This is a genomic window from Oceaniglobus roseus (genome assembly GCF_002869745.1).
GTDB lineage: Bacteria > Pseudomonadota > Alphaproteobacteria > Rhodobacterales > Rhodobacteraceae > Oceaniglobus > Oceaniglobus roseus.
In genome coordinates this window covers 47891-61285 of record NZ_PNOS01000019.1, presented here as the reverse complement: position 1 = coordinate 61285, position 13395 = coordinate 47891, and the positions used below count along the sequence as shown (strand labels likewise).

The 13395-nt window shown below is 69.5% G+C and carries 11 protein-coding genes; 4 read left to right on the top strand and 7 right to left on the bottom strand.

Translation table 11 applies throughout. The annotated features are described in order from the left end of the window. The first annotated feature begins 3 nt into the window (after nucleotides 1-3). The 3 genes from soxC to A7B20_RS11170 all read left to right on the top strand — a co-directional run bounded on the left by soxC (nucleotide 4) and on the right by A7B20_RS11170 (nucleotide 3122). A complete protein-coding gene (gene soxC, locus A7B20_RS11180) occupies nucleotides 4-1254 on the top strand; it encodes a sulfite dehydrogenase (protein WP_102108666.1) in 1251 nt (416 codons plus the stop codon). After that, complete coding sequence (locus A7B20_RS11175) at nucleotides 1238-2530, top strand: c-type cytochrome (RefSeq protein ID WP_102108665.1); 1293 nt, start codon at nucleotides 1238-1240, stop codon at nucleotides 2528-2530. The genes soxC and A7B20_RS11175 overlap by 17 nt, the downstream gene beginning before the upstream one ends. A 148-nt stretch (nucleotides 2531-2678) precedes the next feature. Next, on the top strand, nucleotides 2679-3122 hold the full coding sequence (locus tag A7B20_RS11170; RefSeq protein WP_102108664.1) for a DUF302 domain-containing protein: 444 nt from the start codon (nucleotides 2679-2681) through the stop codon (nucleotides 3120-3122). A gap of 19 nt (nucleotides 3123-3141) precedes the next feature. Here the strand turns inward: A7B20_RS11170 and A7B20_RS11165 are convergent, their stop codons facing one another. The 5 genes from A7B20_RS11165 to A7B20_RS11145 form a co-directional block, all read right to left on the bottom strand. After that, complete coding sequence (locus A7B20_RS11165) at nucleotides 3142-4053, bottom strand: MBL fold metallo-hydrolase (RefSeq protein WP_102108663.1); 912 nt, start codon at nucleotides 4051-4053, stop codon at nucleotides 3142-3144. 157 nt (nucleotides 4054-4210) lie between these two features. Further along, nucleotides 4211-4747, bottom strand: coding sequence for a sarcosine oxidase subunit gamma (locus A7B20_RS11160; protein ID WP_102108662.1), 537 nt, complete (start codon nucleotides 4745-4747; stop codon nucleotides 4211-4213). A 15-nt stretch (nucleotides 4748-4762) separates the two neighbouring features. Next, a complete protein-coding gene (locus A7B20_RS11155) occupies nucleotides 4763-7756 on the bottom strand; it encodes a sarcosine oxidase subunit alpha (protein WP_102108661.1) in 2994 nt (997 codons plus the stop codon). Further along, nucleotides 7753-8052: a sarcosine oxidase subunit delta gene (locus A7B20_RS11150; protein ID WP_102108660.1), complete on the bottom strand. Its 300-nt coding sequence runs from the start codon at nucleotides 8050-8052 to the stop codon at nucleotides 7753-7755. The genes A7B20_RS11155 and A7B20_RS11150 overlap by 4 nt, the downstream gene beginning before the upstream one ends. 86 nt (nucleotides 8053-8138) lie before the next feature. Continuing rightward, on the bottom strand, nucleotides 8139-9392 hold the full coding sequence (locus A7B20_RS11145; RefSeq protein WP_102108659.1) for a sarcosine oxidase subunit beta family protein: 1254 nt from the start codon (nucleotides 9390-9392) through the stop codon (nucleotides 8139-8141). A 97-nt stretch (nucleotides 9393-9489) separates the two neighbouring features. Here A7B20_RS11145 and A7B20_RS11140 point away from each other — a divergent pair, with 97 nt between their 5' ends. Further along, the gene (locus A7B20_RS11140) at nucleotides 9490-10482 is read left to right on the top strand and encodes a GlxA family transcriptional regulator (RefSeq protein WP_102108658.1); all 993 of its coding nucleotides are present in this window, start codon (nucleotides 9490-9492) and stop codon (nucleotides 10480-10482) included. Between the two features lie 33 nt (nucleotides 10483-10515). On the opposite strand, the gene A7B20_RS11135 is transcribed toward A7B20_RS11140, so the two are convergent. Together A7B20_RS11135 and A7B20_RS11130 are read right to left on the bottom strand one after the other, a co-directional pair. After that, a complete protein-coding gene (locus A7B20_RS11135) occupies nucleotides 10516-11916 on the bottom strand; it encodes a hypothetical protein (RefSeq protein WP_102108657.1) in 1401 nt (466 codons plus the stop codon). Between the two features lie 88 nt (nucleotides 11917-12004). After that, the gene (locus A7B20_RS11130; protein WP_102108656.1) at nucleotides 12005-13333 is read right to left on the bottom strand and encodes a hypothetical protein; all 1329 of its coding nucleotides are present in this window, start codon (nucleotides 13331-13333) and stop codon (nucleotides 12005-12007) included. Nucleotides 13334-13395: the final 62 nt, after the last annotated feature.

The window sequence follows — 13395 nt, the reverse complement described above, 5'->3', positions numbered from 1 at the left end:
CCGATGAAGACCCCGACACGACGCGCCTTCCTGAGGGGGGCCGCCGTGGCCGGAGCCGCCTTGTCCGGCGGCCGGGCCATGGCACAGTCCGCCGACCCCGCGATCACCGAGCTTCGGCCCTGGATGCAGCAGCTGGGCGAGGGGGTGGACGCCCGCCCCTATGGCCACCCGTCGCAGTACGAGGCCCACGTGGTGCGCCGCAACGTGCCTTGGCTGACGGCGGATCCCGTGAGCTCGGTCAACTTCACGCCGCTGCACGAGCTTGACGGGATCATCACCCCGAACGGGTTGTGCTTCGAGCGTCACCACGCCGGCATCGCCGAGGTGGACCCGGCGGAACACCGGCTGATGATCAACGGCCTGGTCGAAAGGCCGCTGGTCTTCACCATGGCCGACCTCATGCGCTTTCCCCGTGTAAACCGCGTGCATTTCCTGGAATGCGCCGCGAACTCCGGGATGGAGTGGGCGGGCGCGCAGCTGAACGGCTGCCAGTACACCCACGGCATGATCCACAACGTGATGTATACGGGCGTGCCCCTGCGCCTGCTGCTGGAAGAGGCGGGGGTGAAGGCCGCGGGCACCTGGCTGCTGGCCGAGGGTGCGGATGCGGCGGCGATGACCCGCTCGATCCCGATGGAGAAGGCGCTCGACGACTGCCTCGTCGCCTGGAAGATGAACGGCGAGGCGCTGCGCCCCGAGCAGGGCTATCCCGTCCGCCTGGTCGTGCCGGGCTGGGAAGGCAACATGTGGGTGAAGTGGCTGCGCCGCCTCGAAGTGGGCGACCAGCCCTGGGAGCAGCGCGAGGAGACGAGCAAGTACACCGACCTTCTCGACAACGGCCGCGCCCGCAAGTTCACCTGGGAGATGGACGCCAAGTCCGTCATCACCAGCCCCTCGCCGCAGGCGCCGATCACCCATGGCAAGGGGCCGCTGGTCATCACCGGCGTCGCCTGGTCGGGGCGCGGCACGATCCCGCGGGTGGATGTCACGACCGACGGCGGCATGACCTGGCATCAGGCGCGGATGTCGGGGCCGTCGATGGACAAGTCGATGCACCGGTTCTACCTCGAGATCGACTGGGACGGCGCCCCGATGCTGCTGCAGAGCCGGGCGATGGACAGCACCGGCTATGTCCAGCCGACGAAGGACATGCTGAGGAAGGTCCGCGGCGAGAACTCGATCTACCACAACAACGGCATCCAGACCTGGGCCGTCAACGCCAACGGGGAGGCCGAGAATGTCGAAATCTCGTGAAACCGTGAAGATCCTCGTGCCCGCGCTGCTGGGCACGACCGCGCTGCTGGGCGTCGCCTTCGGGCTGGCGGACCGCATGATCCATGCGCCGTCCGATGGCCAAGGCACCGCCGCGGGCCGCGTCGTCGCCGCGGTGGCGGCTGTGGAGCATGCGGTCGAGGACGCGCTGGTGCCCGCCGCCTCGGCCGAGGAACACGCCGTGACCCCGGCCGACGAGGGCGAGGATTTCGCCAGCCTGTCCCGCGACGGCGGCTTCGGTCTGGGCCGCGCGGCGCTGCCCGAGGAGGTCGCCGCCTGGGACATCGACGTGCGCCCCGACGGGCAGGGCCTGCCCCGGGGCTCGGGCGACGTGGCGACGGGCGAGGAGATCTGGGTCGAGACCTGCGCCATGTGCCACGGCGACTTCGGCGAGGCGGTGGGCCGCTGGCCGCAGATCGCGGGCGGCTGGGACACGCTGAACCGCAAGGATCCGGTCAAGACGGTGGGCAGCTACTGGCCCTATCTGTCGACCGTCATCGACTATGTCCACCGCGCCATGCCCTTCGGCAACGCGCAAAGCCTGGAGCCGGATCAGGTCTATGCGCTGACGGCCTACATCCTCTACCTCAACAACGTCGTGGACGAGGACTTCGTGCTGTCGGACCAGACATTTGCCGAGGTGAAGATGCCGAACGCCGACGGCTTCTTCATGGACGACCGCCCCGAGACCGAGCTGAAGGAATGGACCTACGAGCCCTGCATGGAGAACTGCAAGGAGGCCCCGGCCGAGATCGTCATGCGCGCCGCGGTGCTGGACGTGACGCCGGGCACGGACGAGGCGGCGGGCGAAGGCCAGAGGGAGCCTGCCACGACCGCCGCGGCCGAGCCGGAGACGACCGCCGGGCCTGCCGACACCGCCCCGGAAGCGGCCGCCGCAACGGAGGGTTCGGCGGGCGAGGATGTCGCCGCGGTGGACCCGGCGCTGGCCGAGGCGGGGGAGAAGGTGTTCCGCAAGTGCCAGGCCTGCCACGCCGTGGGCGAGGGGGCGAAGAACAAGGTCGGGCCGCAGCTGAACGGCGTCCTCGGGCGCGGGGTCGGCAGCATCGACGGGTTCAACTACTCTCCCGCCTTCCGCGAGGCCTACGACAACGGCGAGGTCTGGACCGCGGACCGGCTGTCGGCCTTCCTCGAGAACCCGAGGGACGCGATGCCGGGCACCAAGATGTCCTACCGCGGTCTGCCCGATGCGGGCGACCGGGATGCGCTGATCGCCTTCCTCGCGTCCCACGGCGACTGAGGCACCGCCGCCGCCCGGTCCTTACCGCGCGGCGGCTGCGAAACAGACGTATCCCCGCGCCCGCGCCGGGCGTAGGATGGGGGCGGGCCGGTCCCGACCCGGCCCGCCGTTGCACCGGCCCTGCCCCTTTGCCCGAAAGGTTCCCGCCATGCGCCCCGCCCGTTTCGCCCTCGTCCTCGCTCTCGCCGCCCTCCCGGCCGCCGCACCGGCGCAGGCGCAGGAGGTCGTCACCTATGACGTCGCCGGCAGCTTCGACGACGCGATCTTCGGGCTGGAATCGGCCATCGTGAACCGCGGCCTCGTCGTCGAGTTCGTGAGCCACGTCGGCGAGATGCTGGAGCGCACGCGCGAGGATGTGGGCGGCACCGAGAAGCTGTTCGACAACGCCGAGATCTACGTCTTCTGCTCGGCCGTCGTCAGCCGCGAGGTGATGGAGGCCGACCCGATGAACATCGCCTACTGTCCCTACACCGTCTTCGCCGCCGAACGGGAGGGCAGGGTGATGGTCGGCTACCGCACCTATCCCGACGGTCCCATGGACGCGGTGGAAGAGCTGCTCGACGGCATCGCGAAGGAGGCGGCGGGGCAGTAGACCCCGCCGGGGCCCGCGCTCAGCCCGCGTCCCATCCGAATACGTCGCCGTCGCGCGTGATCCGGCCTATGCCGCCGCCGGGCAGGTGGAAGCCGATGGCGGTGGTGCCGTCCTCCGCCAGCCGCTCCAGCAGCGCCAGCCGGGTCTTCACGCCAAGCTTGGGGTCCTGATCCGCGGGGGCGTGCCAGGACGGCTGCGCCAGCGCGACGTGGGCGTTGCCGATGGCGTCGCCGATCAGGAAGACGCGGCCGTCGTCTCCGGACAGCTCGAAAGACATGTGCCCCGGCGTGTGGCCCGGCGTTGCGACGGCGGCGATTCCCGGCAGGATCGTCTCGCCGTCGTCGAAGCTGGCCAGCCGGTCGCCCAGCAGCTCGATCCGCCGCTGCGCCCCGGCGGCGAAGCTCTGCCGCTCGGGGGCGATGGTGTTCACCGTCTCGGGGTCGGACCAGTAGGCGCGTTCCGCCGCGCCCATCAGATGCTGCGCATTGGCGAAGACCGGTTCGTCGAAGTCGTCGAGCACGCCCCAGAGGTGGTCGGGATGGCCGTGGGTAAAGATCACGTGGGTGATGTCGTCGGCGGCCACACCCGCCGCGTCCAGCGCCTCCATCAGCTTGCCGGCCGTCGGCATGAAGGCATGGCCCGAGCCGGCATCGAACAGCACCAGCGCGTCTTCGTGGCGCATCAGGGTGAGGTTGCAGGGCGGCTCCATGCCGCCCGCCTGCGTCCCGGCGGCGTCGAGGATCCGTTTCACGGCGGCGGGATCGAGGTCGCCGATCACGAAGCTCTCGGGCAGGGTCAGGTGGCCGTCGCTCAGCGTCGTGACGCTGCGCGACGCGCCGAGATCGGCCTCGGTGGCGGCCCAGAGGCGCGGCGCGGCGCCAAGCGCGGCGAAGGCGGCGGAGGTGGCGAGGAAGCTGCGGCGGTTCGGCATCTGGTCTGGTCCCGTGAGTGATATTCAGGGATCACTATATGACAGAACCGCCGAAGCGCCATGGGGCGCCGACAGAAACGCGCCCAATCCGGTGCCGGTCGGTGTCGTGCTGCGCCCTCGCGGCCGGAGCGGGCCGGGCTGCAACCCGGCCCCGCCCTCAAAGCCCTGCGGCCAGCTCCGCCCGTCCGGTTTCCAGCAGGTCGCGCACGTGGGGCGCGAAGGAGCGCCAGACGTCGAGCCGCACGTCCTCTTCCCCGTCGCGCCACAGAACGACGGTCGCGCCGTCGAAGACCGTGCGCGCGCCGCGCCCCGGCGCGATGGCGGACACGTCCCGCGGGCAGCCCATCGCCATCAGGTCCAGCGTCCCCTTCCCTGAGACCCTGAACCGGATCTCCCGGTCCGAGATGTCGGCCAGCGCATGGGGCGCCTCGCCATAGGCATCGGCCAGCGCCTGCACGATGGCCGCGCCGTCCTCCTCCGGCGCAAGGATCACCCATTCGTCGGGGCCGAGGCACATCGCCTCGCGCCCCGCCTCGCCAGTGCGTTCGCCCACCCGGCCGGGCAGGGTCAGCCCGAGCGCGCGGCCCAGCACCTCGGCCTGCGCCGGACGGGCGCGCAGCGAGAAGCGGGCGGCGGGCGGCAGCACCTCGATCGCCGGCAGGTCCTCGGGGGCGAAGTCGTCGGTATGCTTCATCGTCGTCTCCTGCTCTCAGAGTTTGGCGCGGCCGCCCTCGGGGTCGTAGAACACGGCCGAGGCGATCACCGCCGCCTCGACGCCCTTCCCGGTCGGCACATGCACCGTCTCGCCCATGCGGGCGCGGCCGTTCTCGATCACCGCCATGGCGATGGAGCGGCCCAGCGTGGCGCTGTGATAGCTCGACGTGACGTGGCCGATCATCTTCATCGGCGTCGGCTGGTTCGGGTCGTCGACGATCTGCGCGCCCTCGTCCAGCCGCACCTTGCCGTCCTGCGTCAGCAGGCCGACGAGCTGCCGCCGCCCCTGTGCCACAAGGTCGGGGCGGGCGAGCGAGCGCTTGCCGACGAAATCGGGCTTCGCCTTGCCGATGGCCCAGTCGAGCCCCGCGTCGTCCGGCGTCACCGTGCCGTCGGTGTCCTGCCCGACGATGATGAAGCCCTTCTCGGCCCGCAGCACGTGCATCGTCTCGGTCCCGTAGGGGGTGATGCCGTGGGCCTTTCCGGCCTCCATCAGCGCCTCCCACAGCGCGCGGCCGTGGCGGGCGGGCACGTTGATCTCGTAGCCGAGTTCGCCGGTGAAGGAGAGGCGGAACAGCCGCGCCGGGATCCCGGCGACGGTGCAGTCGGCCACCGACATCATCGGGAACGCCTCGTTCGAGATGTCCAGCCCCTCGACCAGCCCATCCAGCACCGTGCGCGCCTTTGGCCCGTTCAGCGCCGCGACCGCCCACTGCTCGGTGGTGGAGGTCAGCCACACGTCCAGGTCCGGCCACTCGGTCTGGAGGTAGTCCTCCATCATGTTCAGCACCCGCGCCGCACCGCCCGTGGTGGTGGTGACGTGGAACCGGTGGTCGGAGATGCGGCCGATCACGCCGTCGTCGCGGATGAACCCGTCCTCGCCCAGAAGCACGCCGTAGCGCAGCTTGCCCGGGGCGAGCTTGGTCCAGGGGTTCGTGTACATCCGGTTCATGAACTCGGCGGCGTCGGGGCCCGTCACCTCGATCTTGCCGAGGGTCGAGGCGTCGAAGAGGCCGACGCCCTCGCGCACCGCGCGGCATTCGCGGGCGACGGCGTCGTCCATGTCCTCCGACCCTTGCGGGAAATACCGCGCGCGGCGCCACTGGCCCACCGGCTCCCACACCGCGCCGTTCTCGGCGGCCCAGCTGTCGATGGGGGTCTTGCGCGTCACCTCGAAATGCGCGCCGCGGTGGTAGCCCGCGAAGGTGCCGAAGGTCGTCGGCGTGTAGGGCGGGCGGAAGGTCGTGAGGCCGACCTTCGGCGGCTCCTTGCCCAGGGCGTTCGAGGCGATCAGCAGGCCGTTGATGTTCGAAAGCTTCCCCTGGTCCGTCGCCATGCCCGTGGTGGTGTAGCGCTTGACGTGCTCGATCGAGCGCATGCCCTCGCGCACCGCCAGGCGGATGTCCTTCGCGGTGACGTCGTTCTGGAAGTCCACGAAGGCGCGGGTGTGGCCGCGGTCGTGGTCGGTCGGCAGTTCCTCGTGGGCGGTGCCGGTGCCGGGGCGGTCCTGGCGCACGTCATGGGTCGGCGCGGCGGCGGAGAGCCCCAGCGCCTCCGCCGCCAGCGCGCCCGCCTTCGCCCCGTCGTCGAGCGCCGCGCCGTAGCCCCAGAGCCCGCGGCCCGCGCCCGCGATCTCAACCGCCTCGGACTTGCGGTCGGGCAGGAAGGCGGTGTTCTCCGCGTCCCACTTCAGCGTGCCCTTGGTGTGGGAGAAGAGGTGCAGCGAGGGCGTCCAGCCGCCGCACATCAGCACGCAGTCGCAGAAGACCTTCGTGCCGTTGCCGACGCTGCCGTCGCGCAGGGGGTTGATCCGCAGGGCCGAGACGCGCAGCCGCCCGTCGGTGCCCGTCGCGGTGTGGCCAAGGCGCAGGCGGATGCCGCGCCGCTCGGCTTCGGCCACCAGGTCCTCGCGCACGTCGGTGCGGGTGTCGACGATCACGGCGATCCCCGTGCCCGCATCCTGCAGGTCGAAGGCCGCATGCCAGGCGCTGTCGTGGCTCGTCACCACGGCGGCGCTGTCGCCGACGCGCACGCCGAAACGGTGCAGATAGGTCTGCGCCGCCCCCGCCAGCATCACGCCGGGCCGGTCGTTGCCGTGGAAGACCAGCGGCTTCTCGATGGCGCCCTGGGCCAGCACGACATGCCGCGCCCGGATCCGCCACAGCCGCTCGCGCGGGGCGTTCTCGGGCACGCTGTCGAGGTGATCGGTCAGCCGCTCGGCCAGACCGATCATGTTCTGGTGGTAATAGCCGATGGCGGTGGTGCGCGTCATCACCCGGACGCCCGACTCGGCCAGGTCCGCCGCCCGCGCGGCGATCCAGTTCCAGGCTTTCGCGCCATCGATGACCACCTCGGGATCGGACAGCAGCGCGCCGCCGATCTCGGCCGTCTCCTCGGCCAGCACCACCTTCGCCCCCGCCTTTGCCGCCGCCAGCGCCGCGGCGATGCCCGCGGGACCGGCGCCGATCACCAGCACGTCGGTGTGGGCATGGCGCGAGGCGTAGCGGTCGGGGTCGGTCGTCTCGGGCGCGCGGCCGAGACCGGCGGCGGCGCGGATCACCGGCTCGTACACCTTGTCCCAGAAGCCCTTCGGCCACATGAAGGTCTTGTAGTAGAAGCCGGCCGAGAACAGCGGCGACAGCGCGTCGTTGATCGCGCCGACGTCGAACTTCAGGCTGGGCAGGCGGTTCTGGCTTTCCGCGACCAGCCCCGAGCGCAGCTCCTGGAGCGTCGCCCGTGTGTTCGGCTCGAACCGGCCGCGCCCGCGCGAGGTGCCGACCAGCGCGTTCGGCTCTTCCGAACCGGCGGTGACGATGCCGCGGGGGCGGTGGTACTTGAACGACCGGCCCACCAGGTGCACGCCGTTGGCCAGCAGGGCGGAGGCGAGCGTGTCGCCGCGCAGGCCAAAGAAGCTCTTCCCGTCGAAGGTGAAGCGCACGGGGGCGTGGTGGTCGACCCGGCCCTTGCCGGTGACGCGGAAGCGGCTCATTCGGAAGCCTCCAGATCGCTGAGGGCGGGGCGCGGCGCGCCCGCCGGATAGGTGGTCAGGAACCGGTCCGACACGGTGTCGCGCACGGCGTTGAAGAAGCGCGCGCAGCCGTGGACATGGCGCCAGCGTTCGTAATGGGCGCCCTTCACGTTCGAGCGGATGAACAGGTAGTCGCGCCACTCCTCGTCGGTGGTGGCCGAGGGGTCGGCGGGCCGCGCGATATGCGCCTCGCCGGCATAGGCGAACTCCGACTCCGGCAGGGTCTCGTCGCAGTAGGGACAATGGATCAGAAGCATGTGCGTGTCCTCGAAGATGTCGTCCGGGGGCGGTCCCCGCGGGTCGAAGGGCAGGGTGGGGTTTCACCCCGCCCGCTGCCGCCGGTTCAGTGCGCCACGGCCGCCGCCGCCGCCTCGTCGATCAGCCGTCCGGTCGTGAACCGCTCCAGCGTGAAGGGCGCGTTGATCGGGTGCGGCTCGTCCTTCGCCACGGTCCAGGCCAAGACGTGGCCCGCCCCCGGCGTCGCCTTGAACCCGCCGGTGCCCCAGCCGCAGTTGACGTAAAGTCCCGGCACCGGCGTCTTGCCGAGGATCGCCGAGCGGTCGGGCGTCACGTCGACGATGCCGCCCCATTTCCGCAGCATCCGCATCCGCGTCACCGTCGGGAAGATCTCGCAGATCGCGGCCAGCGTGTGCTCGATCAGGGGCAGGCCGCCCCGCTGGGAATAGCTCGTGTACTGGTCGGTGCCCGAGCCGATGACCAGTTCGCCCTTGTCGGACTGGCTCATGTAGGCGTGGACCGCGTTCGACATCACGACGCAGGGCATGCAGGGCTTCACCGGCTCGCTGACCAGCGCCTGGAGCGGATAGCTTTCCAGCGGCAGGCGCACGCCCGCCGTCTCCATGATGACGCTGGTGTGCCCGGCGGCCGAGACGGCGACCTTCTTCGCCCGGATGAAGCCGCGCGCCGTTTCGACCCCCTCGACCGCGCCGTTCGCGCCGCGCCGGATCGCCGTCACCGGGCAGTTCTGGATGATGTCGACCCCGCGCGCCGCCGCCGCCCGCGCATAGCCCCAGGCCACCGCATCGTGACGCGCGGTTCCCGCACGCTTCTGAAGCGCCGCGCCCATGACCGGATAGCGCGCGTCGGGCGAGATGTTCAGGATCGGGCAGAACTCCTTCGCCTGGCGCGGGGTCAGCCACTGGTTGTCGACGCCGTTCAGCCGGTTGGCATAGACATGGCGCTGGAAGCTCTGCACGTCGTGGACGTTGTGGGCCAGCATCAGCACGCCGCGCTGGCTGAACATGACGTTGTAGTTCAGCTCCTGGCTCAAGCCCTCCCACAGGTCGAGCGCATGGTCGTAAAGCCGCGCGCTTTCGTCGTAGAGATAGTTCGAGCGGATGATCGTGGTGTTGCGGCCCGTGTTGCCGCCGCCCAGCCAGCCCTTCTCGATCACCGCGACATTGGTGATCCCGTGCTCCTTCGCGAGGTAGTAGGCAGCGCCGAGGCCGTGCCCGCCCGCGCCGACGATGATCACGTCGTACTCGGTCTTCGGCTGGGCGTCGGGCCACTGCTGGTCCCAGTCCCTGTTGCCCGAGAGGGCGTTCCTGACGAGCGACAGCGCGGAGAATCGGGTCATGGCGGCGGTCCTTGGGCGGGGGCGATCCTGCGCGTCATGCCAGAAAGCCGCGGGGCAGGGGAGTAGATATGCGCCAGATCTCCGGTATGATCGCGTCATGCCCGAAACGACTCATCCCGCCCTGCGCGTCGGTCTGATCCTTGGCGAACGCTTCACGCTGTCGGCCTTCGCCAACTTCGTCGATGTCCTGCGCCTTGCCGCCGACGAGGGCGACCGCTCGCGCCCGATCCGCTGCCGCTGGAGCGTGCTGTCCTCGGACATGGCCCCCGTCCGCTCGTCCTGCGGCGTCTCGGTCGGGCCGAACGAGCGGCTGGGCGATGCGTCGCGCTTCGACTACGTCGTGGTCGTCGGCGGACTGCTCGACGACGTGGGCCGCCTCGCGCCGGAGTACGCCGCCTTCCTGCACCGCGCCGCCGCCGCGGGCATCCCGCTCGTCGGGCTGTGCACCGGGGCCTTCCTGCTGCACGACGCGGGCCTGATGCAGGGCTACCGCTGCTGCGTCAGCTGGTTCCACCACGAGGATTTCCTGGAACGCTTCGACGGGATCGAGCCGGTGTCCGACCGCATCTTCGTTGTCGACCGCGACCGCCTCACCTGCTCGGGCGGGGCCAGCGCCGCGCACCTCGCCGCGCATCTCGTGGACCGCCACATCGGCACCTCGGCGGCGCGGAAAAGCCTGCACATCCTCATCATCGACGATGCCATGCCCGCGGACGAGCCGCAGCCGATCCTGCCGTCGGACCTGCACACCCGCGACCCGCTGGTGCGCCGGGCGATCCTGCACATGCAGCAGCACATGGACAGCGCCCCCAGCGTCACCCGCATCGCCGAGGCGATGGAGGTCAGCCGCCGCAAGCTGGAACGCCACTTCCTGCGCGCCATTGCCCTGACCCCGTCCGAGGCCTTCCTCCGCCTGCGCCTGTCCCAGGCGCGCCTGCTTCTGGAAACGTCGGGACGCACGGTGACCGAGATCGCCGCCGAGACCGGCTTCTGCGACGCCTCGCACCTGGCCCGCGTGTTCCGCGAGCGTGAGGGCGTCACCCCCGACGCCTGGCGGCGCAGCACGGCGAGATCGACGGCGCAGGCCTGAAGGCCAGCGGCGCGGAACGACCCGGCGCCCGGCCTACTGGCGGATCAGGGCGACGTTCTCCGAACCGCGCTGGCGCACCGAGGCGGTGTTTCCCGAACTCGCCTGGAGCAGCGCCGCTTCGTTGTCGTTGCCCTGGACGTCGAGGAAGAAGATGTTCGCAAGGCCCGTCTGGGAGGTCGCGAACAGGTTGCGGTCGCCCTCGACTGTCATGGTCGCGGCGTTGCCGCTGCCGGTCTGGGTGAAATACCCGGCCTCGAGCCCCAGCGCGCGCGCCTCGGGAGACAGCAGTCCGGCGGCATTGTTCTGATCCCCGGTCACGCCCAGGACGAAGAGGTTGCTGCCGCGCTGCGCCAGGTGCGCCGCGTTGTCCGAGCCGGTGACGCCGACGGTCGCCTCGTTCTGCCCGCCAAGCCCGGCGTCGTAGTCCTGGTCGCCGGTGATCGTGTTCCGGTTCCCCTCGATCTGCGCGGACAGCCGGTTGGTGCCCTGCTGGCGCACCAGCACGCCGTTGCTGCCGCTCTGGCCGATCAGGTCGAGGGTCACGACGTTGGTGCCGTACTGGTCCACGCCGATGTTGTTGCCGTCGCCGTCGATCGCGGCCACCGAGATGTCGTTCTCGGTCCCGTCCTGGCGCAGGCCGATCTGGTTCGCGTCGCCCGACAGGGTCAGGAGGCCGGTGGTGTTGAGACGCCCGCCCTGGCGGATCCCGAAGCGGTTGTCGTCGCCGTAGATCAGGAGGTCGGCGATGTTGCCGTTCGCCTTGCTGTCCTCGCTCTCGGCCTGCTGCAGGATGCTGCTGTCGGCGGTGTCGGGAATCGCGGCATAGCCTTCGAGGGAGAGGCGGCCGTTGAAGTTCCCCTCCATCGTGATGCGGATGTAGTTCTGTTCCAGTCGGTCGACGCTGTTGGCGAACTGTTCGACCCGGTCGACGACGTTGCGCAGGCCGAACTGCTCGACCATCGCCTCCTGCCGCGCCTCGCCCGCCTCCTGGGTCTGGTTGACCGAGTTCAGGACGTTGGCCTCGCCGATGGCCTGCCGCACGACCAAGGCGTTCGCGCCGTGCGGCACCGCGCCGAGCGCGCGCTGCACCACCGAGCCGACGACGTTGTCGTTCGTCCGCTGCTCGATGTCGATGGAGTTGTGGGTGGTCGCGGTCGTGAACTCGCCCAGCTGGAACACGCCGGGAGCGGTCAGGCCGATGCTGTTGGACAGCCCGGACTGGAGAATGGAGATGTCGTTGTAGAGACCCTGCTGGCGCATCGGCACGGCGTCGGAACCGGCCTGGTTGGTGTCGCCGTTCTGGGCGATGGCGGCGGCGTTGTCGCGGCCGTCCTGTCCGATGAACACCGAGCTGTCGTTGGACTGGGCCAGCGCGAGGGACGGCGCGGCAAGGGCCAGCGCGATGCAGGCGAGGGAGGTCCGGTTCAGGGCCATGGCCGCTCCTGTGCGTCATCGGTGTGTTCCGCCCCCTAGGGGGCGGAAAGGGCGGACCCGGTCGCCCGGGTCCGCCGGTGTCATTGGATCACTGGCTGATCCCGGCGTTGTTGCCGTTGCCCGTCTGGGTGAAGCTTGCGGTGTTCGCCCCGCCCATCTGCACGACGGCGGCCTGGTTCATATTGCCGGAAACGGTGCCGGTGATGGTGTTGCCGTCGCCGATGGAGGCTAGCAGGAACGCGTTCAAGTCGCCGGCGACGGTCAGGCTGGCCGTGTTCAGGTCGCCCTGCTGGCTGATCAGACCGGACGACAAGGAGCCTGCGGCCATCGCGGCATATCCAGTGAAGCCGAGGCCGGCGCCATTGCTGTCGCCCGTGATCGACAGGGTGGCCAGGTTGGTATCCCCGACCTGCTCCACGCCGACGTTGTTGAAGCTGCCGGTAACGGTTCCCAGAGACAGTGTGTTGTCGTCACCTGCCTGATTGACCCCAAGTTGATTCGAATTGCCCAGCAATGTGATGCTCGTGGCCGAGTTGGAGTTGCCCGACTGAGTGAAGCCGAACTGGTTCGAATCGCCTTCTGCCGTCACCTGAACGCTGTTGTCGTTACCGATCTGGAAAATCCGGTCCTCCGCAAGCCCACCGGCAGCGGCAGCCGCCCCTGTCCAAGCGGATTGACCGTTGCTGACGCCATCCTGGCGGGCGAAGGGAGTGTTGCCGCTTCCATCCTGGTTCACTTCGCGCAGAATGTTGTTGCCTCCCTCCAGCTGGATTGTGGCCGAGTTCGCAGTGCCGGACTGGATCACCCCGCCCGCAATCCGACCGCCACGGTCAGAGGTATTGCCGCCGACACCCTGCTCGGCGATCACGTTCGAACCGAAGCCACCGTTGCCCTGATTGATCGAACGGTTCTGAGTGATCGACACGGTGTTCTGTTGGGCTGCATCAGTTCCCGCACCGTCATTCGTCTGACTCACGTTGCTGATCACGTTGCCCTTCGCATTGGTGGGCGAAGGATCAGACTGAATGACGGTAAGCGTGTTGGAGACGGCAGTACCAGTCGAAGAGGCATTCTGTTGGATCTGGTTGACGTAGGAATAGCTGGAACTCTGGGTGATCGAAGCGGAGTTGAGATTGCCGTTCTGGTCCAGTCCAAGATCGCCGCCGCGCGAGTCGTTGCCGATCCGGTTGTTGTTGCCGCTCTGAAGAATATTCAGGTCGTTGTTGTCGCCATTCTGCTTCAAGTTGCGAGCCGCCGTGGAAGATCCGGCGAAATTGCTGTCGCCCGACTGCTCGATCAGCGCGGTGTTGCTGCTGCCGTTCTGGTCGAGCCAGGCACCGCTGCCGTCGGCAACCGCCGCCGACATGGACAGGGTCAGGGCGGTGCCGCCGATGAGGGCGAGTTTGGTGAGTTTCATGGGTATCCTCGTTGCCTTGGTCTGGTTGGCAGGACGGGACCGGCCGCAACGGCTGTGCTGCG